Source organism: Chloroflexus sp. (genome assembly GCF_056331925.1).
Genome location: NZ_JBWGQH010000030.1, coordinates 25,325 through 49,808 on the forward strand (window position 1 = coordinate 25,325; position 24,484 = coordinate 49,808).

Genomic DNA, 24,484 nt, shown 5'->3' on the forward strand with positions numbered 1-24,484 from the left:
TGGATACCTATGATTCAGCACCGAATCTTTGGGAGAAAACCATGATTCATCGTCTCATCCTCGCTCTCCTCGCCATTGTATTGCTTGCGACTGCATTACCAACAGTGGCACAGACACCGGCCATTACCACAACCCTCTATGTACCGATCGTTGCTTCGCACGCGATTCGACCGCTCGGGTTTGAGACAAATCCAGGTTGGCTGTACAGTTCACAAGTTAAACCACGCGCCCAAGCCCTCAATGCGCACTGGGTACGACTCAACACGCTGAGTTGGCGGGAAGCGCAACCTACCCAGAACAGCCCGATTAACTGGAATGCGCCCAGCTTCCAGATATTTGAGCAGGAGGTCTTGACGGCCAATGAGTTAGGGCTGCAGGTAATGGCCATCATTGACGATCACCCATCGTGGGCGACCGGGAGCAGCCATATCTGCGCGGCCATTCTTGACGAATACCATGATGAATTTGCCATGTTTGTACGAGAAGTTGTTGCAAAATACAGCCAAGCCCCATATTTGGTCCGTTACTGGGAATTAGGTAACGAACCAGATGTTGATCCTATTCTTGTTCCTACTAACTCTCAATTCGGCTGTTGGGGTAACATCGCCGATGAATATTACGGTGGTGAGCGGTATGGCAGGATGCTAAAAGTTGTAACCCCAGCAATTCGGGCTGCCGATCCGGGTGCAAAAGTTGTTTTCGGCGGTTTGTTACTAGCACGTCCTGAGAATCAGCCAACGAATACAGACGGCAAACCGTTCAATTTCTTAGAGGGTGCTCTACGAGCCGGTGCCGGCCCGTATTTTGACATTCTAGCGTTTCATAGCTATCCGAGCTATATTGCCAACGTTCTAGGAGTCCCCAATGTCGATTTTGATCTCCATGAACAGAGTCTCAACGGTGCTTGGAAAGATCGAGGAGGGACAACAATCGGCAAAATTCGCTTCCTCCGTGACGTGATGCAACGCTACGGCATTAACAAACCACTCTTTCTGAATGAGACCGGTTTACGATGTATGAATGAATATTTCAATTGTAATTCTATACTACCCCAATTTGAACAGGCAAAAGCCAACCATCTGATCCGTACATCGATACGGGCAATGGCTGAAGGGGTTGAAGCGTATGTCTGGTATACCTTGCAAGGTCCTGGGTGGAGCTATACGAGCTTACTGGACGACAGTCAGCAGCCACGACCGGCCTACAATGCGATGCAATTCGCTATTCAACGGCTGAACGAGGTGCGCGTGCCACCACAAGCGTTTACCGGCTATGGTACCGGCATCGAAGCCTATCGCTTCCGAGGTAATGGCTTTGTGCTTGATGTGATCTGGTCAACTGATGGGACACCGCGCCAGATTACGTTACCGGCCACATCAGTTATTGCCGCTTATACGCGCGATGGCACATCGATTACTCCGACTATCAGCGGTTCAACAGCAATCTTCAATGTTGGGTTTGAAAACATTTATCTGAAACGACAACCGTAACTTACCGACGGGTCAATATTTGAATCCCTTGACTTGACCAAGTCGATCCGGTACACTATCTGTAGACACGAGCGGCGGCGGGCGGTTGGCTCGTCGCCGTTATTACTCTTACTGATTGGGGCATGGTATGCTCACTACAACTTTGAACACACTTTGGTCACAACTTATCAGTGGGATTCTCGATCCATTGCTGACAACTCTGGTCTTTCTGATAATGCTCAGCCTACTGGTGTTTGTCCATGAATTAGGTCACCTGTGGGTTGGGCTGCGTATGGGGATTAAAGTTGAAGAGTTCGGCATCGGATTTCCGCCGCGCGCATTAGTATTATTTGAACGAAACGGGATCAAATACACTCTCAATTGGCTACCGCTAGGCGGTTTTGTCCGCTTTGCCGGTATGGACGGAGAAAAAGATGCGGTATACAGTAGTGGTAGTCTGGCCGCAGCGCCACCGTGGCGTAAGATACCGGTGATGCTGGCCGGCCCACTGATGAATTTTATCTTAGCAGTGGTGATCTTTGCCGTCCTCTTTGCTACTACCGGTATTCCAACGCCGACCGGACGGATGGAGATCAGTAACGTTTTTCCAAATACTCCGGCGGCGATGGCCGGCTTTCAGCCCGGCGATGAGTTGGTGTCGCTTGATGGTCAACCGGTTACGAGCGAGCAGGTCATCCGTGATGTTGCCCGCAAACGGTTAGGATCAATGATTGAAGCGGTGGTGGTGCGAAACGGATCGGAACTGACGCTGAATGTTACCCCAGGACCGTGGACAGCGCCCGACGGGCGCGAGTTTAGTGCCGGGTTTGGGTTCAGTTACGGGCCACAAGTCGTGAATCAGCCGATTCATCCGCTGGCTGCAATCGGTGCCGGGTTGATGCATAGTTTTGAACTGACCGGGCGGATGGTAATGATGCTGGCCGATCTACCGGCAGCGATTGCCGGACTATTTAGCCCAACGCCGCCACCTACCGGTGAGCCACTGGGTCCGGTCGGAATTGCCCGTGCGACCGGTGAAGTGATTCGCCAGCCCGATGGTTTCATCTCATTCTGGTCGCTCACGGCAGTGTTAAGTCTGAACCTGTTTATCCTCAATTTGCTACCTATCCCGGCGCTCGATGGTAGCCATATTATATTCGCATTGATTGAATGGGTGCGAGGGAAGAAGCTACCACCTGAAAAAGAGGCGCTGGTGCATACATTTGGCTTTATGGCGTTGATGGGCCTGATGTTGCTCTTGACGGTAAACGACGTGATCAATGCCGTGCAAGGCACACCAATCTTTGGGCGCTGATGGAGATTATTCGGGCAAGTGAATTGGGCGAGTACTACTACTGTGCCCGTTCGTGGTGGTTACGTCGAGTTGGTGGTCGCGAACCTGAAGGTGCCGAACGACGCGCCTTCGGGACAATAAACCATGTTCGTCACGGGCGATTAGTGGTATTCAGCCAGCGTCTGCTTTGGCTTGGTGTTGCGCTGCTGATCGGTGGGATTGGACTCGTGGTTTGGGCAGGCACATGGTAGGGCTAGGTTTCGTACTCATCCTCTGCGCTGTAGTAATGCTTGTCCTTGCGGTTGTGCTCCGACGCCGCAGCGGTTTACCATGGGCACGAGTGATCGACATGGATACCGGCCCGACCCGCACATTGGCGAAGCCACTATATAGCGCGCGACTTGGCCTGACCGGTAAGCCTGACTATTTGTTGCAGCAAGGACAGGCGCTGATCCCGGTGGAGGTGAAACCAAACCGACAGGCTAACCAGCCTTATCTGTCGGATTTAATGCAATTAGCGGCGTATCTCGTGTTGTTGGAAGAGACTACCGGTAGTGCTCCACCTTACGGCCTCCTACGATACGCCAATGATACCTTTCGACTGCGCTATACCGATGAGGTACGGAACGAGGTATTGAATACGTTGGCCGAGATGCGTGATCTCCTCACCGCCACGAATGTCGCTCGTAACCACGATGAAATCGCACGCTGCCGCGGTTGCGGTTTTCGCAGTCAGTGTGAAGAGGCGCTTAGCTGACGACAATCTTCTCGTGCTGCTGAGAAAGCGAGGATGGCAATGGAGTTTTCGTGCGATGATCTCGTATCGGCGATTGCCGAACATCTAGCCGGTCGCCTCTCGCGCAAACAACTGGCTGCATGGGCATTTGACCGGTTTTACGAGTTAGAGCAGGGTGAGATCATCGTGCCTCCTGAAGAAGAAGCTGTGATTCGCGACGCTCTCGACGATCTTATGTTCGCCGACGATGCGCCGTTCGTATTATCCGAAGGTGAGCTACGACAATTAATGGAACGGTTAGCACAGGTATGAAAATTCAACCGCATCCCCGTTTGCACGGCATGCTGATCGGTGACGAGGTGTATTCGTACCACTACCATCTAGCCGCCCGCGTAGCCGATATTTTTCCCGCTGCCGTTTGTGTTCGGATCGGTGTGCTGACAACCGAGGCACCAATGGAGTTAAGCCAGACGCCCCAGTTGTGGCGCGCTGATGAGATCGCAAATCTGTCGGTGTGTCGGTATTGTGGTACGCGCGATAATGTACGTGTGATGAGTGAAAATGGCATCCCTTTTCGGGTGTGTACAACGTGCGTACCGTACCAGGAGGACACGGATTAGACGGGTCGATCAGGGGACTCGGATTAGACGGATGACCACGGATCGGGCATATACTTATTGTCTCAAATCCGTGTGCATCCGTCACATCCGTTATTATCCGTGTCCTATTTCATCCGTGTGCATTCCGTCACATCCGTCAGGATCCGTGTCCCTTTTCATAGTATCCGTGTCCCCGTCCATCCGTATCTTACCGACGCTCCCGCAACCACTTGAGGAATTGCCAACCGCCCGGCAGAGCAACAGCGGCAAGAACGATCTTGATTGCATCGCCGAGCAGGAAGGGGAGCACGCCCTTAAGGATGGCATTTTCGGCGCCGATAAAGAATGCCAACCATGTTGCCCCAATCAGATAAATAACCACGTTGGACAACACCATTGACGCTACAGCAGTCAAAAAACGACGATCCCAACCACGTGTTGCCAGCCAACCGGTCAAAGCAGCAGCGATGGGAAATGAGATCAGATAGCCACCGGTTGCCCCAAAAATGTACGTGTAACCTGCGGCGCCACCGGCAAAGAACGGTAACCCGATTGCACCCTCGAGCAAATAGAGCACAAGTGCTAACCCACCAAGTCGAGGTCCTAACAGACTACCTGTTACCAGTACCCCCAGCGTCTGACCGGTAATCGGTACCGGTGAGAAGGGCATAAGTGAAATACGGATTTGTGCCGTCAGCGCAACGAATAGGCTACCCAATACCACCAGCAGTGCATCGGCCACTAATGGGTAAGCCAGCCAGCCACGGCGCGGCAAAACTGCTTGGGCCAGCGTCTCGGTTGTGGTCAATGTCTGGTTCATGACACCTCCACCTGTTATCTATCGGCGAGTCCTTCTGATGAGATACAGTATAGCCGATCTTCGACCGATGTAAAACAAGTGTAAAACAAGTGTTGACCGTTATCATTCAATTCGCTAAGACACAATGGGATGGTTCCACTTCAAGCTCAGCCACTTCTTCGGATCTGAGCTGACGTAAGCCGAGATTGACTTGCCAAAAGGTATCGACCGTGGTTGATACCGCAGCCGTTGGCGGATTCACTATCACCAACAACTCCGTCGGATCTGAAGTGCGTAAAGCCGGATGTTGATTGCGCAAGACGGCAAACGGCACAGCAATCGTCCCGTTAGGTTGGACTTCAGCCAAACTCACACTCGACGACGGTAAAATCAGCGTCTGATCGTTGACCAATTCGGTGAGCGTCGTGTGTAAACTACGGAAGAGTAGCTCAGTCCAAGCAACCGGATGCCCGGCGAGGTCGGTACGGCCACAGCCGGATACCAATAACGCATCGCCGGTAAGCAAATAGCGTTCACCGTTGGGCGAAATCACCCGATAGACGAGATGCCCGGGAGTATGACCGGGGAACCAGTGGGCTTCAATGAGCAAATGACCGAGCGGTAGTCGTTCGCCACCAAGCAACGGCATATAGGCAAGACGGGCCGGCAACAATGTGCGCGGATGGAGGGCATCATACGGATGGATATAAAGCAAGGTATGGCGTGTACCGGCAAGTAATGGCCCACCCGATAAACGACCGGCGGCGAGGTGGGTAAGTAACACGCGGGTAACATCGGCTTGCGCCGCAGCAGCAATCTCCTGGTAGAGGTGGATCTGGCGACCGGGATCGATCACGGCGGCCTCGCCAGCACTAATGATCACGTAGCTCAGATCACCACGAGACGGTCGGAAAACTTGCACGATACGACCCCATGGCGCATTGACAACTTCGTTGACAACGTGAAAATCAAGCCAGGCGCGGAATCCACCCAGCAGATAGCGTGCAGCAATACCGTGAGCCGACAACAATTCGGCTACATACTGCGATGAATCCTCTTTGGCACAGATCACCGTTACCGGCTTATCGGTAGATATGCGAGCAATTGTCTGTTCTTCATCCTCGATAAACTCAAAATAGGGGATATTTAGGGTGGGAATAGGTTGACGGCCACGCACTCGATTGCGTGCATATTCTACCGCATTACGAACGTCAAGAATCATCAACGGGCGCTCGGCTAGCAGCTCGGCATACAACTCTGCCGGACTAAGCACGCCAATGCCGGTTTGCAAGTGTTCGAGCGTCGTCATTGGCCACTCCTTTGCGGTGATGGTGCCTCTTCGCAAAACCATGAAAACAGTTTACCCGCCGCAACTTGGTGAAACAAGCGCAAAGCGGGTAAATTGGGTTGCGATTTATTTCTCAATGAGAGACATTACTCGGTGGCACGCGCCGGGCGTGGCTTGGTCGGCTGAAACGAGACCAGGATCCGATAGATGGTCAAAAACAGCACACTACCGCCACTCAGCCAGTACAATCCGGTGAGAATATCGAGGTCGCTACCGCTGTAAATGGCATGCAGGAGGCTCAGAATCCAGATGACAAAGCTGAGGAGGTGAATCAGCCGCCACATCGCTCGCCCGATCCACTGCTTGATGTAGAAGCTGAGGCCAACCACCGCCATGCCGTACAGTGCAAGCTGGCCTAAACCAACCCAAAACGGTTCATAACCGATATAACCGAAGGGTGTCAGAACTTCTGTCAGAGTTGCACTGATGTAACGGTCGCCGAGCAAGATGAGGGCGTGGAAGATGGCGAAGGCAAGCCCCAACAGGCTTGTATGCTGATGCAGATCGAAAGCGCCCGGACCGCCCGGCCATAGCCGTGCCATGCGGTTGGTCATGAGCAAGCCAAAGACCATCGATAACCAGAGGAGAGCATACGCGACAACAGCACTACTGCGCGAGAGATACCAATAGGCTTTCGGCTCATCACCGCTCAACGACCAGCCCAGCCCTGGTAACCAAGCCGGTAAGATGATCACGGCCGCGAATGCACCAAGAATAGCACCGAGCAGAATAGTAAAGAGCGCCGGTAACGACATCGCCGGTGGTAGATCGACCAGATCGGGATTGGCGGTGAGCGTGCGTTGTGGCCGTGCTGTCGGCTGCGCCGACTGAGCTGCTGCACGCGCCGGTCGAGGTGGACGAGACGGTGCAACCGGTTCCGCCTGAGCGACTTCGGCTGAGATTGATTGGTCGTTAGCGAGTGGTTCAGTGCTCATATCGATGTCTCCTCATGAAGTTGGGATTGCCGTTGGTTGCCAGCAATAGCGGGCAAGATTCGGCGTGCGAATGATCGTACCGTCAAGTCGTATCAATAGAGCAGCAAGTTGAGGACGAGCCGCGAGCCAGGGCAAACCTGCCTCAGAGCCGAGGATGACGACCGTTTTGGCCGCCATTTCGGCGATAGTAAGGCTGGATGCAACAACAGTCGCGGCTAGGATATCGGTAGCAGCAGGAGAACCGGTGCGCGGATCGATCAGATGGTGCTGCCATCGATCACCTTGTTGCCAGCGTCGATAATCGATGCCGGAGGTAGCGACACCGCCACGCCAGAGTAACAGAAGTTCGAGACCATGATCGGGATCACGTGGATCGGCCACCTCAACCGGCCAAGGCGCACCTTTGCGCTGCGGACCGCTAATGGCAATATCGCCACCGGCGTCGACGAGTGTGGGAAAGCGACGACCCAAGCGACGGGCAACGATAGCCGCCGTCCAACCCTTGGCACTCCCTCCTAGATCGAGCTGTACCCCGGCGGGGAGGGCGATAGTACGCCGACTCGGATCGAGCCGAAGGTGTCGCCAAGCGGGAGCAGGATGGGCAGCGGCTGGCCGACGTACAATCCCATCGGCGAGGGTTGCAAAATCACGATCATAGCCAGCAGCAACCAGTGCAGCACCAACAGTCGGTGTCACAATGCCATCGCTGGCAGACGCAGCCCTCAAGGCATACTGCACGGCACACCATAGGGTGTATCCGACGCGAACCGGCCCACGACCGGCACGTCGGTTAAGCGCCGACAGTTCGCTATGCGAACGAAAGCGGCTCAGAATCTGCTCATAGCGCAGAAAGGTTCGCCGGGCGATATTGAGGGCTGAGCGGGCTGTCGGATCATCGCTATCGATCACGATAGTGATCGTTGAACCCATCGCGCGAAACTGTAGCCGCTGCATGATGATTCCTCCGCTTACCGTGACGAGCGAGTGCGAGCCGCCGGAGCGGGGCGGGGTGCCGGTGCCGGTACTGAGACTTCACGGAGAGCTGGCGCCGGAGCGGGGGCTGCTGCCGGCGCCGGAGCGGAGGCTGCTGCCGGGGCCGGAGCGGGGGCTGCTGCTGGTCGTTCAGGGATGTTCAACGGCGCCACCGTTGGCAACACCGGGATACCAGGTGCCTGTACCAGCCAATTCGGAAGAGGCTGACGTTCTACCAACGGCTCCTCAATCACGATATTCGGTGTTGTTGCGGCTATATCCATCAGGGGTGGGTTTTGTGTCGTCAGCCAACCCCAGCCACCGATAGTAGCGGCCAGTGCCGCTGAGCTGATAAACCACTTGAGACCGGTGACATCGGCACGAGCAGATTTACGCTGTTGTTGCATGGTATATCCTCCTCTTGTGGATTGCAATAAACGTTGGGATCACTACACGGGCAGTGGGTGGACTAGCATTGGGTAGTCCACCACCCGGATTGTCAAGCAGCGACTAGTCGTCCTTATCCTTGTCCTTATCCTTGTCCTTGTCGCCATCGCCATCATTTTTGACTTTAGCATAGACGACCTGACCGTTATAGGCATCAACATAGACTTCGCTGCCATCGGTGAATTTGACTTCATAGACATCGACGCCATGCTCATATTCACGCTTCACTTTTGCTACGGTACCGCCGCCAAGGTAGGCAGTTGCCGCTGCAATAGCTTGGTCTTCACCGATCGGATTAGCAGCTTGTGCAACTTCAACGATAGTGTTGGCTAAAATCGCACCGGTTTGGGCATCGATGTAGATGGCACCGCGATCAAAGACAACTTCATACGCCGGTGTACCTTGTAAGCTGACCAACTCAGGGAAGCGCATCAAGGTTGCGCCACCGGCATTGGCGATAGCAATGGCTTGAGCTTGCTCAGGCGTGACTGCATAGGCCGGGGCCGGAGGTGCTGCTGCCGGGGCGGTAGCCGCTGCTGCCGGGGCCGGAGGTGCTGCTGCCGGGGCGGTAGCCGCTACTACCGGAGCTGGAGGTGCTGCCGGTGCAGAAGCTGCTGCCTGAGCTGAAAGTTCCTGCTGAGCAATAACAAGGCGCTGATTGGCTTCGGCCAAGCGCTGATTGGCTTCGGCAAGGGAAGCTTGATATGCTGCTTCGCGCTCACGGATCAATGCTTCCGCTGTCGGATCGATAGCCGGAACGGTGACAGGAGTAGACTCAACAACAATCTCGGTGGGTACCGGTTCGGCAACCATAGTAAGGCTGAGTTGGCCGGCAACACCACCAATTACGACAAGTACGAAGGCAGTCAATACGGCCGAGATCAGAAACATTGTGCGATTCATACGGTTCATTTCCTCCTTATTTGTAATGAATGGGTTTAATCGTCATCGTGTTCGGATGTAAGACCATCGGTAGCACCGGGTGTACCGGCAATGAGCGTTTGCACCTCTGGCGGGGTCAGCTTCGCCTCGGGATGGGTCAGCAGATAGGCGCGCGGCGGCATCTCACCGTTACGCACCACCTCGGCAATGTCTTGGGCTAATTCAGCCGGTTCGCGCAGCGGCAGCGAGAAGTTCAGCTCGTTACGCCCTTTGATCACGTCATACGTCACCAGCCACGAGACCGGTGCAATTTTGCTGTACCACGGCCAGACTGTCTCGTTGCTATGACAGTCGTAGCACGCGCGGCGGGCGATGCTTGCTGCTTCGGGTGTCGTCCATGCCACATCTGTCACTACCGGTGGATTGGTTTGCCATGCCCACACCGGTACGGCTTGGATAGCGACAAAGAAGATCACGATGGCAATTGCTACATTGCGAGGCCGGAATAGTTGCTTCAACATAAGGTCATCTCCATTGCATTGTTCAGGTTCCGCCTATAACCATATCGGCGCTTGCTCAAAAGAGTCTTAAAATGAAACACGGATATTCCAATCTTTTTCCAAGGTTTTCGGGGTATAACAGGGGTAGCTACAGAGGATGCCCCTACCCCAACCCTCCCCCGCTAGGGGAGGGTGAACGAATAGGCGCAGATGATTCAAACGCAAAGACGCAAAGACGCAAAGACGCAAAGACGCGAAGACGCGAAGACGCGAAGACGCGAAGACGCGAAGACGCAAAGACGCAAAGACGCAAAGACGCGAAGCGCGCAGAGGGCGCAACGTGGTTTAATGGGGGAGTGCCTCAACCCAGCCTTCTCCCGCTGGGAAAGAGAGATGATTTGGCTCGAATTGAGAGCGATTCCCCGCGCAATAACAGCGGAATACGATAGAGGAGCAAATCGTGCGGATTTTAATCGTAGAAGACGACAAACGGCTGGCACGCTTGATCGAGCGGGTGTTGCGCGAAGAACGCTATACTGTCGATGTTGCTCACGACGGTGAGAGTGGGCTCGATTTGCTATTGCAGGGCGTGTACGACGTAGCAGTGATTGACTGGATGCTACCAGGGCGAGATGGGCCGTCGCTATGCCGAGCCGTCCGCGCAGCACGGCTACCAACAGCGCTCCTCTTACTCACAGCACGCGGACAGCTCGAGGATAAAGTACTGGGATTTGAAAGTGGCGCCGACGATTATCTCGTCAAACCGTTCGCTTTTGAGGAATTGTTAGCCCGTGTGCGCGCATTGGGACGGCGATTTAACCCGAGTCTTGGTAATAACGAGCTACGGATCGGCGCTATCGTTCTCGATTTGCGTAACTACACGGCCCGTCGTGGCGAACGCCGACTCGATCTGACGCCAACCGAATGGCGGCTACTCGAATATCTGATGCGAAACGCCGGGCAAACTCTCACCCGTCAACAAATCCTTGATTATGTCTGGTCGTTTGAACATGACGTACAACCGCAAATGGTTGATGTGTATATTTCATACTTACGGCGCAAATTGAATGCGCCAGGTGAAACCGATCCAATTCTAACAATACGCGGAATTGGGTATCGATTGGAGGCGGAACGTGCTTAAACTACTGATGAAGAGTGTGACCCAATCGGCCTCAAGCGTGAAGCCAGGTGGCGATTGGAGGCAGAATGTGCTCAAACCACTGCGTTGGCAGTTTACTTTTCTCTATACACTTGCCGCTATCGTGATCATTGTTTTAGTCAGTGGTGGTGCCTACACGATTGTTAACCGCTACTTCGAGCAGATTACCGATCTTGCTTTACAGCACAAAATGGTGCATGAGTTTCATTCACTCAATGCGCCACTGCCACCGGAATTGGCAACAGCCGATGTAGACTGGTCGGTGTTACGAACAGAGGGGACGGGCAATCGCAGCCGTCTGTTAACACCGCAAGAAGCGAGCCGGATTGCACGTGCGGCGCGCAGTGGTGAGATTAAGAGTGTGAAATTGAAAAAAGAAAACAATGAATACGAAATAAAATTCCGTGATGATAGTGAAATGATCATCGATGCGTATAGCGGTAGGATTCTTGAGATCGAAATCAAGGGTGAACACCTGAATCCACCGACAACAACCTTACTGCCAGCAGCTTATGATGCTGAACTAGCCTCGATCTTTGTACTGCCACTCGACGCCCAAGGCCGCATTTTGTTTAATCCCAACGCAGCAGCATTACCAATGACTGCGCACCAAGAAGCGTTAGCGGCTGCCCTGTGGAACGGCTCAGACCTGCGCACGATCACGACAATAAACGGGGAACGGGTACGGTTATTAACCTACCGGCTTACTCGGCCCGATGGACCGGCAGCACTGCAATTAGGTCGGGTGCTCAACGATCAAGACCTGGTTCTGCGCCAGTTACTGACGGGATTGGTAGGGTATGGGACATTCGGCGCAGTCATGATCGGCATTGCGAGCTGGTGGTTGGCCGGACGAGCATTGCGTCCGGCGGAGGAGGCATGGGTGCGCCAATTGCGCTTCATCTCGAGCGCTAGCCATGAACTGCGGGCGCCGTTGACGCTCATCCGGGCCAGCACCGAAGTGGCGTTGCGGAATGCTGAAGATGAGGATCAGCGTGAACTTTTGACCGACGTACTCACCGAAAGCGACCACATGCGCCGGCTAGTCGATGATCTACTGACACTCTCACGGCTCGATAGTGGATCGTTGACGTTACAACGCCAACCGATAGCACTCAACGATTTTCTGGCCGATCTCCACCGTCACGTCAGTCGGCTCGGTGACGAGCATGGCATCACCATCATACTAGCGCGAGCCGAGGGTACAGTATTAGTCGATCCCGACCGGTTGCGTCAAATTCTGCTGATCCTGATCGACAACGCGCTGCGCTATACGCCGGCCGGTGGAACGATTACGATCACCGCCGAACCGGTTGGTAAACAAGTACGGATCGGTGTGCGAGATACCGGCTGTGGCATCCCGACGCAGCATCTCCCGTATCTCTTCGAGCGGTTTTATCGCGTTGATCAGGCTCGCAACCGATCGAGTAACACCAATAATGCCGGTCTTGGGCTCTCGATTGCCAAAGGCTTAGTTGAGGCCCATGGCGGCACGATAGGGATCGAGAGTGAGGTTAAGCAAGGAACACTAGTGTGGTTCACCATCCCAGCCGCGTAGCGAAGCGCGACCGTGCTCGCTCCATCGCCGACTCACCACGTCACACTCATCATCGCACAGTTGAGACCAGACCCAATTCCCAGCAGGCCGATATGATCACCGGCACGCACACACCCGGCTTCGACGGCTTGAGCCAACGAGATCGGCAAGGCAGCCGGCCCGATGTTGCCAAGGGTCGGAAAGTTAAGAAAGAGCTTGGCCGGCGTAATCCCTAACGCTTTGGTTACCGCGGCCATATGGCGCGCACCGACCTGATGGGGTGCATAGAGCGCGATCTGGCGATCACTCCAGTTGGGCAACGTCTCTTGAGCTAATTGCCACGTCGCCACGGCCAACTCAACACCGGCATGCATTAATGCGGTGGCATCGGTCTTCATATAATCGGGTTGGCCGAGACAGAGGTGATTGTATTGGGTCGCCGCCAGTGTAACCACACCGTTCAAGCGATGGCCACTGCGCGAGAGGCGCTCGTGGGTCAGCAGCATCGCCGCGCCACCTGAGCCGAGCGTAAGCGTGGCAATGTTATCGCGGAGATCTTGCTTGGTGGTTTCTGGCCGACGCAAACGCCGGATTGTCGCCATTACCGCATCTTGCGAACCCTCACCATCGACAATCAGCGCATAATCAATCGTACCGGCATCGATCATCATCCCGGCAATTGCCATTCCGTTCAAGAAACCAAGGCATGCATTCCGCACATCGTAGTTGATCGCGCGCGGCGACAGGCCGAGATTGCGATGAACAAAACAGGCGGTTGATGGTTCGAGATAGTCTTGGCACACCGAGGTGTTGATCAACAGACCAATCCGCTCGCGATCAATGTTGACCCGGCTCAAGAGCTGCTCAGCAGCCATTGTCGCCACGGTGCTGGGCAGGGTTCCCTCATCCCAAAACCGACGCTCACGGATACCAGAAAGTGCCTCAAGCTTACCGCGCGGAAAACGCAGACGCTCCATTGTTTCGGCGATCTGATCCTCGATCCAAGCCGATGTAATACGATGGGGAGCTAATACATAACTAACTGCTTCGATCATGACATGCTTGAAGAGCACGTAAGCCTCCGTGTTGTATTGACCGTGCGGCAGGTGAACATATCTTTGCGGTAGAGAAACTGCTGCATTATAGAGCGCTGCGTTACGTTGCTTGCTGAGCAAACGTTCGCCTAAGTCCTTCTTCAATGCTAATCCGCGGCGTATAACCAAAATCGCGTTCGGCAGCAGCATGGCTAAACCAATGGGAATGGCTCAACTCATGCACCATCAATCGAGTGAGCGGTGGTTCACCGGGCAACCGCAGCGTGGCATAGAGAAATTCTAGGACGGTTGCGAGTCGGTAAGCGACTGTAGCCGGTAGTTTGCCACGTACCGGTGGGCAGCCGGCATGGGTAAGAATCTCGCCAATAAACTGCCAGAGATTGACCGGGTGCTCTTGGCCGATAAAGTAAGCCCGTCCACGCAGCGGGGAGCGCTCGTCGAGGGCCGCCGCCGCCAGAATGTGAGCCTCGGCGACATTTTCTATGTAACAGACATCGACCAGATTCGTACCATCCCCGATCTGAAACAGCATCCGACGACGTGCCCGTTGTAAGAGTCGCGGCAAGATATGCGGATCGCGTGGGCCCCAGATAAGATGAGGCCGCAACGCGACGGTGGCGATCCCGGTCTGAGCAAGCACGTAGCGTTCGGCGATGGCCTTCGTCTGCGGATAAGGAGCCAGGTAGCGGATTGGGTACGGTGTCTGTTCATCGACGCCGTGCAAGTCTTCCATCCCAATCACAACCGACGGTGTGGATGTGTAGACAAACTTGGGCACACCGGCACGGATAGCAGCCTTCACCACGCGCTGGGTAGCGCTGACATTGGCCTGATAGAAGTCGTCGTAACGGCCCCACAAACTGGCTTTAGCTGCGACGTGAAAGACCGTTGTCACGCCGCGCATAGCGCGGGCCAACACTGGCGCCGCTTCGGGTGTAGCGAGATCGGCGCGAAATGTCTCAACGCCGAGCGCCTGCAATTCAGGATACTCACCCCTCCCCACCACGCGCACGTGGTCGCCGCGGGTTAAGAGTTGTTCAACCAGATAGCGGCCAACAAAGCCGTTGCCGCCGGTAACGAGAGCGATCATTGGATAACACCAGGCTGACTATGCACTTTGCCCCGTATTCTGCTTGCACTCGCAGACGCATGCCGCGAGAGAGCATAGTGATGGGCTGACTGATAGTCAATCGATGAGTATGCGGCAGAGAAACTGTTGCATTCCGCACGATTACCGCATTCTATCACATTCAATGAAACGTGACACATCGAAGCACAGTTTTTTGCGCCACATGCTCACCCTGGTACGCGCAACTGCTTGGCCGCCCAAACCGCCAATTGCTCGCGAAAGATTTTGGCATTGTGGCGAATATCGACCGGAAATGCCGTATGGATCAAAAAATTATGGATCGATGCAGTCATCTCTGTCGTCGCAGCGAGTTGGCGCAATTCGGCGATAAGTTGGGTTGGCGCGATAGTGACCTGTGGCCGTCGCTCGACAATGACCACCGGCAATTGCGCACCGCTCGGCCCAACACCGACCAGCGCCGAGCGCGCCACCGCCGGGTGCTGGTTAAAGAGCAACTCGACCGGCTCAGTGAAGAGCGTCCCATAAGACGTGATCACACGCTGACTTTTTCGCCCATAAAACCACAACCGACCATACTCATCGAAATAGCCGAGATCACCCATACGGTGCCAAACCTGATCGCCGTCGGCAATCTTAGTTAGAGCCGTTGCTTGGGGTCGGCCCACATATTCGCGGGTCACTGCCGGCCCGCTCACGCAAATCTCGCCAATCACGCCTGCCGGGAGAGACTGGGTTTCTTGCCACGACCGGATCGGCTGATCGCTGATCGGAATAATCGCCACTTTTACGCCGGAGGCTGGCCAGCCAACACAGGTGCCGGCCAGTGGCGATGGCTGCTCGGCGCGGGCCGCGAGCACCTCACGGCCACTAATCGAGGTGACGGGGAGGGCTTCGGTGGCACCGTAGGGCGTGAAGCTATCGGCCGGCGGTATCAAAATCTGGTGGAGGCGCTCGTGTAAGTAGGCCGGTACCGGCGCACCGGCCATCAGTACCCGACGCAACGATGGAAGTTGAATACCGTGTTCAAGACAGTAGGCTGTAACCTTTTCCCAAATCGCCGGTGAGCCAAACGTCGAGGTAACACCGAGATCACGGATAAACTCGACCACTGCTGCCGGATCACACCGGGCAGGGCGCGTCGGATCAATTGGTGGGATAGCCGAAGTGACACCGAGCGCAACATTAAAGAGGGCAAAGAGCGGAAAAGCCGGCATCTCGATCTCACCCGGTTCAATACCAAACAATTCACGCAATACGTGAATTTGGGCCTCAAACATTCCGTGGGTATACAGCACCCCCTTCGGCGTACCGGTGCTCCCACTGGTAAAGACGATCGCTGCTGGATCGGTAGGGGCGACTTCGGCCAGCGCAAAGGGAGCATTCACCGCCACCTCTAGCTCGTGCAAAGCCACGGTACCGGGCAACGCCGGACCAACTGAAACCGCGTGCTTGATCGTCGAGCAGGCACGCGGAAAGATGAGTCGGAGGAGATGCGCACGCGGCACACCGATTAGGGCCTCCGGTGCAACTTCGGCAATACACTGAGCCAAATTGCGTCGCCCCATCGCAGGATCGATCAAGATAGGAACACAACCAGCCTTCAGCAGAGCGAAGGTCAGACGGATCAGTGGTTCGCCTGCCGGAACCATCAACAAGACCCGCATACCTGGGCGAAAGCCGTAGGCTGTCAACCCCCACGCCAGCCGGTCGCTAGCGGTATTGAGACCGGCGAAACTTTGCCGGCGATAGATCACCTTGCCAGACCGATCACGGCCCACCCCGGTGATAATCGCCGTCTGTTTTGGTATGTGTTGGGCCATCCACGGCAGATAACGGGCGACATTCGCCCCGACCACCTTGGGCCATAGCTCAGTTTCGCTGCGTTGACTAAGGTTGCGCATAGCACATTCCTCTTGGGAAACGCTCGACACCTACGATGACACCATTCCCAAGGCAGTTAAGATAAACGCATACTCCCATGCAAACTCAGTGAGACGGGCAAAGCGCCCAGAATGGCCGCTATGACCGGCCTGCATATTGGTGCGTAACAGTACCATCGCATCATTGGTTTTGACAGTACGCAGCTTAGCCACCCATTTGGCCGGATCCCAATACGGCACTTGCAAATCGTGGAGACCGGCAGTCGCCAGAATGTGTGGATACGGCCCCGGCTTCAAGTTCAGATAGGGATCGTATGAACGCATCACTCGATATTCGGCTTCGATGGCCGGATTACCCCATTGTTCCCATTCAGTGACGGTGAGTGGTAGATCGGGTTTGAGCATCGCGATAATCACATTGGTAAACGGCACTCCGGCGACCACCGCCTGAAAGAGATCGGGGCGAGCATTGACGACGGCAGCCATGAGCAAACCACCGGCACTCCGCCCGCTAATCGCCAATTGACAAGGTGAGGTGTATCCGGTAGCAATCAGATGTTCGGCGCAGGCAATAAAGTCACTGAACGTATTGGGCTTATGAAGCATACGCCCCTGCTCATACCACTGTCGCCCTAGTTCTTGACCGCCGCGAACGTGGGCGATTGCCACAACAAAGCCCCGGTCGAGAAGACTGAGGCGCTTACTATCAAAGGATGGCTCATAACTGTAGCCATACGAGCCATACCCAACCAAAAGACAAGGTCCACCGTTACGCGGTCGGTCACGCCGGTAAACGAGTGAGATCGGCACCTGTGCTCCATCTGGCGCCGTCGCAGCGAGGCGTTCGCTGACGTAGTGCGATGGATCGTAGCCGGACGGAATCTCCTCCTGCTTCACCACCTGCCATGAGCCGGTGCGCATATTGTATTCGACGACCGACAGCGGTGTGATTAGTGAACTGTAGCTCAGGCGTAACCGGTCAGTTGCGAACTCTTTGTTTTCGTGCGGTCCACACGTGTAAACCGGTTCGGGGAACGAAACGTAACGCACCTGATTACCATCGGGGGTGCTGATCCGAATCTGACGTAACCCATCGCGCCGCTCATAGACTACCAAATAGTCAGCGAAACAATCAAAATGGTCGATTAGCACATCAACACGACCGGGCACGATTTCCATCATCGCCATCGGATCGGTGATCGGTGCGCGGATCAGGCGAAAATTCTCGGCGCCGTCGTTCGTGCGGATGTAGAAATATTCACCATGATGATCGACAAAGTAGTCAACCTTGGGCCGTCGCGGATAGAGCACCTGCCAGTCGGCAAATGGGGTAGCAGTTGACACATAGCGTACTTCAGTTCCCCCGTGACTATAACTCGTAAGGAGGAGATACGATCCCGAACGGGTACGACGTAGGCTCAGACTAAACCGTTCATCGGTCTCTTCATAGATCAACGTATCGTCGGCAGGTGAAGTCCCCAGTACATGACGGTAGAGGCGGTACGACCGGTGAGCATCATCGAAGACGGTGTAGAAGAGGGTTCGGTCATCGGCCCATTGTACATCATTCACCCGCTCGATAGGCGTATCGAGTAAGGCACCAGTTGTGAGATCTTTGATGAACAGCGTAAAGATAATTGAACCGGTGGTATCTAAGCTATACGCCAATAATTGTTGATTCGGTGACGGCTCGTAAGCTCCCAACTGACAAAACACATACCCGATTGCTAATGTGTTCAGATCAAGTAACACCTCTTCCGGTCCATCATCACCCGCGGTGCGACACATCACCGGATACTCAGCACCGGCCTCAGTCCGCGAGTAGTAACGATACCGTCCCCGCGGCACCGCCACCGACCGATCTTCCTCTTTGATCCGGTCACGCATTTCAGCGTAGAGCTGCTCACGCAGCGGTGCGGCCGGTGCCATCACTGCTTCAGCATAGGCATTTTCAGCTTCGAGATAGGCAATGACTGCCGGATCATCACGATTCTCCAGCCACGCAAACTCATCAACGATCTCATCACCGTGTAGACGAATTATCACCGGTTTGCGTTCGGCGTGTGGCGGACGGAGAGCCTCAACACTCATAACGTCTCACTTTCGTTATTCGGCCAATAGCCAGCGAGCAATGCGGGCAATCACTTCATCAGAAGCATCTTCCAACACGTAGTGCCCGGCGTCATCAAGGCGGGTCACTTCTGCATTAGGGAACCGTTTGAGCCAGCCGGCCAAAAATCGGTCATCGAAACACCAATCGCGACCACCCCAGACGATACGCATCGGTTTGTCACGTAGACAGACCAACTCGCGGTCAATAGCATCGATCAGCGGCCATGTCGGATGCGCAGGGTGGAGAGGAATATCCTGTACAAACCGCGCAACGGCAATCCGATGAGCCGGTGTATCATAAGGCCACAGATAACCCGCGCGAACCTCCGGTGGCAACGGACGTTCGACAGCCCATACGGTAGCAGCCAGCACGAATGCGTTGAACTGACGCACAGTCCACTCGCCAAGTTGTGGAATTTTCGCTATAGCAATCCGCAATGGGATGTGGGGTGAAAGGAACGCTGCCGTATTCAACACTACAATCCGTCGTACCAATTCGGGATGGCGTACAGCCCAGCCCATCCCAATCGCACCACCCCAATCGTGCACAACGAGATCGACCGGGCCGGTGGCAAGGTGGAGGAGCAACTGTTCCAGATTGGCAATATGGTTGGCAAGACAATAGTGATAATTTTGTGGTTTATCCGATAAACCACAGCCGAGATGGTCGGGAGCGATGATTCGTCGCCGGTCACGAAGGGCAGTAATCAGACGTCGATAAAAGAACGACCATGTCGGATTACCGTGCAACATTACGACCGATGGGCCAACACCTTCATTAACATAGCGGATCACACCAGACGATGTCGTATACGCACCGATCTGAAATGGAAACAGGGTACGGATAGGCGAATGGACAAATGCAACAGTCATCGGCATGCAAGAAATGATCCTCAATCCTCGGGCAACTCCATCTTCTGCACCATCTGCGTCGCCTCGTCTGCCGTCAACGGCAGGCCCATCAGATAACCTTGTCCATACTGACAACCGATGGCTCGTATCCGATCGAGTTGACCTTGTGTTTCTACCCCTTCGGCCACCACCTCAAGATTAAGGTTATGGGCCAGATTAACGATCGTATTGACAATCGCCTGTGAATGGTGCTTGCTTTCAAGTTGGAAGATAAAGTTTCGATCAATCTTGACCTGATCAATGGGTAACTGCACCAAATAGCTGAGTGACGAATACCCAACCCCAAAATCGTCAATCGCAATCTGGATACCCTGCTCGCGTAACCGTGTTAAGAGTGCCACCGCATCATGATTGTATTCCATTAATGCACTCTCAGTCAATTCAAGCTTCAGGGCAGTTGATGGCACCTGATACTGTTCAAGCAATTGAATAAGACGATCGTACAGATCGGGCTGCATAAACTGTCGTGCTGACAGATTAACGCTCACCGACAATGCAGCGGCGCGCGGATTCAGACGCCGCCATACCACCAGTTGCTGGCACACCTGTTCCAGAACCTGCCACCCGATACTATCATTCAAACCAGCCTCTTCGGCCACATGCAGAAAAGCAGCCGGCAACAAGATGCCACGTGTGGGATGCCGCCAACGGACTAAAGCTTCAAACCCAACCAATCGTCCGGTAGTCAGGTGAATGATCGGTTGATAATAGACGCAAAACTCGTGATTGGCAACGGCCCGTCGTAGCTCGTGTTCGAGGGCAAGCCGAATCTGTGCTGCTTCGCGCATTGCCGGCTCAAAGATACGGTACCGCCCTTTGCCGGCCATTTTGGCTTGATACATGGCAATATCGGCATCGCGGAGCATCTGCGACGGATCGGTGTAGTTGTTGGCACCAAACACGATCCCAATACTCGCCGCGGTATGAAATAATCGGCCATCGATCTCAAACGGTAGGCTCACCTGCCGTAAGATACGTTCGACAATCCGTATGGCATCGGTAGGTGATGCAATATCATCGAGTAGAATCACAAATTCATCACCACCTAACCTTGCACAGGTATCGACAGCACGCAAACAACTGCGCAACCGTGAAGCAATGGCGATCAATAAACGATCACCGACCGGATGACCAAAGCTATCGTTGATAAACTTGAAATGATCGAGATCGAGAAAGAGAAGGGCAAATTGATAATGAAGGTTGCGGTGGCTGCGTTTGATCGCCTGCCATAATCGATCGTTTAACAACAAGCGGTTAGGCAAACCGGTTAACGTGTCGTGCAAAATACCGTGTTGTAACCTCAGCTCCATCATTTTACGCTCGGTAATATCGCGATAATTGACGATAACTCCCTGTACTGCCGGATCATCCAGCCAGTTTGAGGCGGTTGCTTCAATCCAGCGCCAGCCACCCTCGGCATGGCGAACACGAAAATCAGCCGTTACCGATGAGCCGGGGTGCTGGATAAGTTTGTTAAACAACTGACGTACCCGCTCACGGTCGATAGGATGGATGACGGCAAAACCGTTGATCGGCACCGCGAGCATTCCATCTACCGCATATCCGATCAGATGACGGGTCGAAGGGCTTGCGTACCGAACCAGTCCGGCACGATCAACAATCGATATTGCATCACTGCTCCGCTCGATCATCGCGCGAAAGAGCCGTTCACTTTGACGGAGCGCTTGCTCAGCTTGCCGGTGCTCAACCAGCAAACGACGTTCACGCAAAGCACGTTCGATAATCCGCGGCAAATCGTGCACCGAAGCCGGTGTCTTAACAATGTAATCAAGGGCACCGGCCTTAAGGGCAGCGACGGCAATTTGTTCATCGCCCTGACCGGTCACTAACACAACCGGTAATGGCAGGTCATCATCGGCGGTGGTAAGCAACTCATCACCACGGCCGTCAGGCAATATCAGGTCGCTCACTATCAGATCAAACGTTTGCTCAGCGAGCAGGCGTCGAGCCTCGGCTAACGACGACGCTAGTGTGAGGACAAAATGGCTCTGATCACACGAACGCTGCGCCAGTACGAGATGATCTGCGTTATCTTCGATCAATAAGACGTGAACGTTCACTGTTTCACCTTCACATGGGCGACCAGGGTGATGATTCTAGCGGGCATAACCTTATGGCATTGGTGGCGATAGCCGTTCGCGCAACGGCCAATTCCAACCCAACCAGTAATCACCGAGATCGTGCAGCATACGAGTGAATTGCTGAAAATCTACCGGCTTGACCAAATAGCTGTTTGCATAGTTCCGATATGCGGCAGACACATCGTGCTCAGCATGTGAGGTAGATACCACCACAACCGGGATGTGACGCATCTCGACACTACTCTTAATCGCCTGCAAGACCTCAAGACCGTTCAGGCGCGGTAACTGGAGATCGAGAAGGATCACGTGCGGTTGCGGATTGGTAGCCGGATCGGCAAATTGTGCCCGTCGCCAGAGGTAATCCAGTGCCGCTTCACCATCGCTCACATGGATAATCCGGTTCGGAATCTGATGATCACTCAACGCACGTATAATTAGTTCGGTATGATCAGGATTATCTTCGACCAACAAAATCACCAATGGCTCAGTATGTACATTCATGGAAGATGATCCTCATCCGCTAATGGCGGCGCGGCCGGTAAGGTAAGATAAAACGTCGTTCCCTGACCCAACCCGTTAGAGCGCACCCATATCTTACCACCGTGCGCTTCGACGATCTTACGGACTAACGTCAAACCGATACCGGTTCCTTCGATACGCTGGTCAAGGCGCTCAAACAAACCGAAAATACGTTGATGATGGCGTGGATCGATGCCGATACCATTATCGCGCACACTCACCAAGATAACGTTGGGATTCTCAGCCGGTTGCGCCTCGATCCAGATCTGAGGCGAAGGCTGATCGCCCATAAACTTAGCCGCATTATCGAGCAGATTTTGAAATACCTCACGGAGGCGAGTGCGATCACCAATGACTTCAGGCAAATTCGGTGGCACATGAAGCAAAACGTTTCGTTCGGCCAATCGCGCACTGACGACGGCTGCCGCTTCACCGATGAGCACGCTGAGCTTTATTCGTTCAGGTGTGCTAAGTTGCCGTCCGGTCTGTGCAAGGTGTAAGAGATCCTCGAGCAGTTGGTGCATACGGTCGGCAGCGGCGATAATGCGTTGCAGATCGTTAGGAATTCGGTCAAGCTTACCAGCCATCAGGTCCTGTTGAATATAACCGGCAAAGCCTTTAATCGTAATCAGGGGACTTTTCAGATCGTGCGAGACAGTGTATGAAAACTGTTCGAGCGTCTCATTACGGGCTGCAAGTTCGGCGATCAACTGCTCGCGCTCGATTTCAGCCCGCTTGCGGTCGGTTATATCAATACCCAACGCTTGATACTCAACCGGCTCGCTATCGGTAGTGAGCAGGAGACGGTTAATCCAACGCTGCCAGCCTATCGAACCATCGGGATGAATGACTTCGTGTTCATGCACCATCACCGGCTGGGCTACACTCAATTGGGCAATACCGGCGGCTACCGCAGCGCGCTGTGACGGTGGGATAAGGTCATAAAAGTTAAACCCGATCAACTCCACACGCGATCGTTTGAATACCTCACAGTAGAGCTGATTAACAAATGTGAGCGTACCATCAGGGCGGAAGCGGCAGACCATTGCCGGTAGATCCTCGACCAAACTGCGATAATACAGTTCGCTACGTTCGAGTTCAGCTTCAATCTGTTTGCGGGCGGTAATATCGATCTGTAAACCGGCGATACCGCGCAGCGAACCATCGGCATTGCGAATCGGCCGTCCAACACCGAGCAACCATCGGGTCGAGCCATCAGGCAACACCACCCGAAACTCGACCTCAAAATCACGCTGCTCGCTGATTGCGTGATCAACCACTGCTTGTAATCGAGCTTGATCGGCGGGATGGATCCGCTCACACCACGTGCGATAGGTCAACCGGTCTTTACCGGGAATCAATCCCAGCAATGGATAGTTTTCCTCAGACCAACGTATCGTTCGTTTAGAGGCATCCCATTCCCATACCCCAGCCCGTGCAGCCAAGAGGGCGAAGTGCAATGACTGTTCGGCATACCTGCGTTCACTCATCTCGTCGCGAGTTACCTTGAGTGCCGCTGAGAGTTGAACATCGACAATCGATAGGATTAGGCCGATAAGGATAAAAATAGCACCCAGCATGATGGTGTGCGCCAGCGGTGTTGCCAAGAGTGCCGAATCTGATGGTAACATGTGGTTGGTTTCTAAAAACCAAAGCACAACGAGCGTAAGCGTATTGATCAGAGCGGTTGTTAATGCACCGAGGCGGCCAAAACTCACCCCAGCCAATAACATCACGATAACGTAATGCAAACTAGCCGAACTGCGAACACCACCGGTGAACAAGGCCGTGATCGTGACAACCAACTATAGCACACCACAGACCAGCCAACCGGCGATCTTCACATTATTGCGTCGCAGGAGCCAGACACCACCGGCAAAGGTTGTTGCCATCACGAGTGACGCTAAGGTTGGGATCTGTGGGGCATTGTAGAGAAATGGGGTGACAAGGGCAAATACCACCGATACCACGGCAAGCATGCTAAGAAGGGGAAACAAGATAACGGCTACTCGTTGCTGCTCATCAGCAACAAGAAAGGAAAGTTGCTGGCCGGTAGGCCGCAATACTGAAATAAACCGGCACATATGCATATGGGTTGAGCACGAGTAAACTTCTACAGTTTTCCATGTATCAGCTA

General features: G+C 54.2%; 24 protein-coding genes. 8 read left to right on the forward strand and 16 right to left on the reverse strand.

Annotated features, from left to right (window positions below):
- Positions 1-41 precede the first annotated feature (41 nt).
- The 6 genes from AC01ZF_RS14690 to AC01ZF_RS14715 all read left to right on the forward strand — a co-directional run bounded on the left by AC01ZF_RS14690 (position 42) and on the right by AC01ZF_RS14715 (position 4,119).
- Complete coding sequence (locus AC01ZF_RS14690; protein ID WP_428112574.1) at positions 42-1,490, forward strand: cellulase family glycosylhydrolase; 1,449 nt, start codon at positions 42-44, stop codon at positions 1,488-1,490.
- A 127-nt stretch (positions 1,491-1,617) separates the two neighbouring features.
- The gene (locus tag AC01ZF_RS14695; RefSeq protein WP_424675271.1) at positions 1,618-2,784 is read left to right on the forward strand and encodes a M50 family metallopeptidase; all 1,167 of its coding nucleotides are present in this window, start codon (positions 1,618-1,620) and stop codon (positions 2,782-2,784) included.
- A complete protein-coding gene (locus AC01ZF_RS14700) occupies positions 2,784-3,014 on the forward strand; it encodes a hypothetical protein (protein WP_424675270.1) in 231 nt (76 codons plus the stop codon). Before AC01ZF_RS14695 ends, AC01ZF_RS14700 begins: the two co-directional genes overlap by 1 nt.
- Before the next feature lie 35 nt (positions 3,015-3,049).
- The gene (gene cas4, locus AC01ZF_RS14705) at positions 3,050-3,520 is read left to right on the forward strand and encodes a CRISPR-associated protein Cas4 (RefSeq protein ID WP_476575458.1); all 471 of its coding nucleotides are present in this window, start codon (positions 3,050-3,052) and stop codon (positions 3,518-3,520) included.
- A 39-nt stretch (positions 3,521-3,559) separates the two neighbouring features.
- Positions 3,560-3,811, forward strand: a complete 252-nt coding sequence (locus AC01ZF_RS14710) for a hypothetical protein (protein WP_012615842.1) — start codon at positions 3,560-3,562, stop codon at positions 3,809-3,811.
- On the forward strand, positions 3,808-4,119 hold the full coding sequence (locus AC01ZF_RS14715; RefSeq protein ID WP_424675268.1) for a hypothetical protein: 312 nt from the start codon (positions 3,808-3,810) through the stop codon (positions 4,117-4,119). Before AC01ZF_RS14710 ends, AC01ZF_RS14715 begins: the two co-directional genes overlap by 4 nt.
- A gap of 187 nt (positions 4,120-4,306) precedes the next feature.
- Here AC01ZF_RS14715 and AC01ZF_RS14720 read toward each other — a convergent pair whose 3' ends face one another.
- The 7 genes from AC01ZF_RS14720 to AC01ZF_RS14750 form a co-directional block, all read right to left on the reverse strand.
- Positions 4,307-4,918, reverse strand: coding sequence for a biotin transporter BioY (locus tag AC01ZF_RS14720; protein WP_428132351.1), 612 nt, complete (start codon positions 4,916-4,918; stop codon positions 4,307-4,309).
- Between the two features lie 106 nt (positions 4,919-5,024).
- Positions 5,025-6,206, reverse strand: a complete 1,182-nt coding sequence (locus AC01ZF_RS14725; RefSeq protein WP_424675266.1) for an MBL fold metallo-hydrolase — start codon at positions 6,204-6,206, stop codon at positions 5,025-5,027.
- A 125-nt stretch (positions 6,207-6,331) separates the two neighbouring features.
- Positions 6,332-7,180, reverse strand: a complete 849-nt coding sequence (locus AC01ZF_RS14730) for a ferric reductase-like transmembrane domain-containing protein (RefSeq protein WP_424675265.1) — start codon at positions 7,178-7,180, stop codon at positions 6,332-6,334.
- A 12-nt stretch (positions 7,181-7,192) separates the two neighbouring features.
- Entirely contained in the window at positions 7,193-8,134 is a 942-nt protein-coding gene (locus AC01ZF_RS14735) for an FAD:protein FMN transferase (RefSeq protein WP_428112580.1), read from the reverse strand.
- Between the two features lie 14 nt (positions 8,135-8,148).
- Positions 8,149-8,559: a hypothetical protein gene (locus AC01ZF_RS14740; RefSeq protein ID WP_428132349.1), complete on the reverse strand. Its 411-nt coding sequence runs from the start codon at positions 8,557-8,559 to the stop codon at positions 8,149-8,151.
- Positions 8,560-8,662: 103 nt separating this feature from the next.
- On the reverse strand, positions 8,663-9,502 hold the full coding sequence (locus AC01ZF_RS14745; RefSeq protein ID WP_424675262.1) for a PepSY domain-containing protein: 840 nt from the start codon (positions 9,500-9,502) through the stop codon (positions 8,663-8,665).
- Between the two features lie 35 nt (positions 9,503-9,537).
- Entirely contained in the window at positions 9,538-10,002 is a 465-nt protein-coding gene (locus AC01ZF_RS14750) for a heme-binding domain-containing protein (RefSeq protein WP_424675261.1), read from the reverse strand.
- Between the two features lie 439 nt (positions 10,003-10,441).
- Here AC01ZF_RS14750 and AC01ZF_RS14755 point away from each other — a divergent pair, with 439 nt between their 5' ends.
- Together AC01ZF_RS14755 and AC01ZF_RS14760 are read left to right on the forward strand one after the other, a co-directional pair.
- Positions 10,442-11,122, forward strand: coding sequence for a response regulator transcription factor (locus AC01ZF_RS14755; protein ID WP_428112585.1), 681 nt, complete (start codon positions 10,442-10,444; stop codon positions 11,120-11,122).
- 67 nt (positions 11,123-11,189) lie between these two features.
- A complete protein-coding gene (locus AC01ZF_RS14760; RefSeq protein ID WP_424675259.1) occupies positions 11,190-12,698 on the forward strand; it encodes an ATP-binding protein in 1,509 nt (502 codons plus the stop codon).
- Positions 12,699-12,730: 32 nt separating this feature from the next.
- Here AC01ZF_RS14760 and AC01ZF_RS14765 read toward each other — a convergent pair whose 3' ends face one another.
- The 9 genes from AC01ZF_RS14765 to AC01ZF_RS14805 all read right to left on the reverse strand — a co-directional run bounded on the left by AC01ZF_RS14765 (position 12,731) and on the right by AC01ZF_RS14805 (position 24,431).
- Positions 12,731-13,750, reverse strand: a complete 1,020-nt coding sequence (locus AC01ZF_RS14765) for a 3-oxoacyl-ACP synthase III (RefSeq protein ID WP_424675258.1) — start codon at positions 13,748-13,750, stop codon at positions 12,731-12,733.
- Between the two features lie 82 nt (positions 13,751-13,832).
- Positions 13,833-14,822, reverse strand: coding sequence for an NAD-dependent epimerase/dehydratase family protein (locus tag AC01ZF_RS14770; RefSeq protein ID WP_476575459.1), 990 nt, complete (start codon positions 14,820-14,822; stop codon positions 13,833-13,835).
- 206 nt (positions 14,823-15,028) lie between these two features.
- Positions 15,029-16,723: a fatty acid CoA ligase family protein gene (locus AC01ZF_RS14775; protein WP_424675256.1), complete on the reverse strand. Its 1,695-nt coding sequence runs from the start codon at positions 16,721-16,723 to the stop codon at positions 15,029-15,031.
- A 30-nt stretch (positions 16,724-16,753) separates the two neighbouring features.
- The gene (locus AC01ZF_RS14780; protein ID WP_424675255.1) at positions 16,754-18,793 is read right to left on the reverse strand and encodes a S9 family peptidase; all 2,040 of its coding nucleotides are present in this window, start codon (positions 18,791-18,793) and stop codon (positions 16,754-16,756) included.
- A 15-nt stretch (positions 18,794-18,808) separates the two neighbouring features.
- Positions 18,809-19,693: an alpha/beta fold hydrolase gene (locus tag AC01ZF_RS14785; RefSeq protein ID WP_424675254.1), complete on the reverse strand. Its 885-nt coding sequence runs from the start codon at positions 19,691-19,693 to the stop codon at positions 18,809-18,811.
- A gap of 14 nt (positions 19,694-19,707) precedes the next feature.
- The gene (locus AC01ZF_RS14790) at positions 19,708-21,807 is read right to left on the reverse strand and encodes a putative bifunctional diguanylate cyclase/phosphodiesterase (protein WP_424675253.1); all 2,100 of its coding nucleotides are present in this window, start codon (positions 21,805-21,807) and stop codon (positions 19,708-19,710) included.
- Positions 21,808-21,858: 51 nt separating this feature from the next.
- Positions 21,859-22,329 carry a response regulator gene (locus AC01ZF_RS14795; protein ID WP_424675252.1) on the reverse strand — a complete coding sequence of 157 codons (471 nt, stop codon included), beginning with the start codon at positions 22,327-22,329 and terminating at the stop codon, positions 21,859-21,861.
- Entirely contained in the window at positions 22,326-24,152 is a 1,827-nt protein-coding gene (locus tag AC01ZF_RS14800; RefSeq protein ID WP_476575460.1) for a sensor histidine kinase, read from the reverse strand. Before AC01ZF_RS14800 ends, AC01ZF_RS14795 begins: the two co-directional genes overlap by 4 nt.
- Positions 24,153-24,431, reverse strand: coding sequence for a hypothetical protein (locus tag AC01ZF_RS14805; protein WP_424675250.1), 279 nt, complete (start codon positions 24,429-24,431; stop codon positions 24,153-24,155).
- Positions 24,432-24,484: the final 53 nt, after the last annotated feature.